The organism is Capnocytophaga sp. oral taxon 338 str. F0234, assembly GCF_000192225.1.
Lineage (GTDB): Bacteria > Bacteroidota > Bacteroidia > Flavobacteriales > Flavobacteriaceae > Capnocytophaga.
The window spans coordinates 1-1048 of sequence record NZ_GL872426.1; the positions used below are offsets into that span (position 1 = coordinate 1).

General features: G+C 26.0%; 2 protein-coding genes. Both read left to right on the forward strand.

Annotated features, from left to right (window positions below; genetic code table 11):
- Positions 1-14: 14 nt before the first annotated feature.
- Positions 15-689: a hypothetical protein gene (locus tag HMPREF9071_RS11660; protein ID WP_009401542.1), complete on the forward strand. Its 675-nt coding sequence runs from the start codon at positions 15-17 to the stop codon at positions 687-689.
- Positions 690-772: 83 nt separating this feature from the next.
- The gene (locus HMPREF9071_RS11665; protein ID WP_009401544.1) at positions 773-1009 is read left to right on the forward strand and encodes a hypothetical protein; all 237 of its coding nucleotides are present in this window, start codon (positions 773-775) and stop codon (positions 1007-1009) included.
- Positions 1010-1048: the final 39 nt, after the last annotated feature.

A 1048-nucleotide genomic window follows, 5' to 3' on the forward strand; every position in this document is an offset into this window, starting at 1 on the left:
AAAGTGAATAATTAATGGATAATAATCTTAAAAAACTATTAGACTATTTTTATCAAAAAGACTTTGATTGTAAAATAGATACAGAAACAGGCATTTTATTTTTTTGCAAAACAGAAAATGACACTAAGAAATGTATACAAATAGACTGTGAAATAAAAAAAGAACATATACAATTAGGACCTACTATAACAGAATATATAGAAGTAGATAAGGTAGAAAAAATATTGGAACAAGTAACTAATAAGAAAACATATTTTCATTATACTATTTCTGGTACTGTTAATGTTGAAAGAGGAGGAAATCTTTCTGAAAACTTTTTCATTATTAAAAACGAGAGTGAGTTAGAAGCATATGTTCAATTGTTAGATACCTATTATAACAATTACACATTACCTTTTTTTAAAGCAATTCCTACTCTTCAAAGTTTTAATGATAAAGTTCTAAGTGTTGTTTCATTTGACGATTATCATAATTATTTGAGAGATGAAATTGGACTAAAAGCTATGATTATAATGAAACTTTGTAATAATTCTCTATATGAAAAGTATATTAAATATAGAGAAGAAGGTTTTAGAAATTCTCCAAATTTACAAAATGTGAAGTCTAAATTCCATCAAATTGTCAAAAAAAGTTTTATAGAGTTTAATAAATTAAAAGAGATGTTTAATAATGAGCATTCTCTATATTAACCCCTCCTTGTAACAAGCAAGGCGAGTTCTTTATTGCCGACCAAGTTTGGATTAAATATGATGAGTTTGATGAAATTGTAGATATGATAGTAGTAGAAACTAAACTAAGTCAAAACACTGGTTTAACTACAGGACAAATTTTAGCACAACAACAAGCTGGAAAAGGTAGTTTGTTTTATAAGCCTACTAATGCGAAAAAAACAGACATTAATGACATTCTTTTGCCAAAAAAAATTGATCAAGGGACAGGAATAAAGTTAAAAGATTTTTACAGACTGTATGGAGATGGTAACAAAACATTTAAAGGAATAACTAAATAATTTTACTTATGGAATTAACAAGAAACAAAATTAAAAGTC

Coding starts and splice junctions, on each gene's coding strand:
- HMPREF9071_RS11660 (WP_009401542.1), top strand. CDS start 15: ATGGATAATAATCTTAAAAAACTATTAGACTATTTTTATCAAAAAGAC.
- HMPREF9071_RS11665 (WP_009401544.1), top strand. CDS start 773: ATGATAGTAGTAGAAACTAAACTAAGTCAAAACACTGGTTTAACTACA.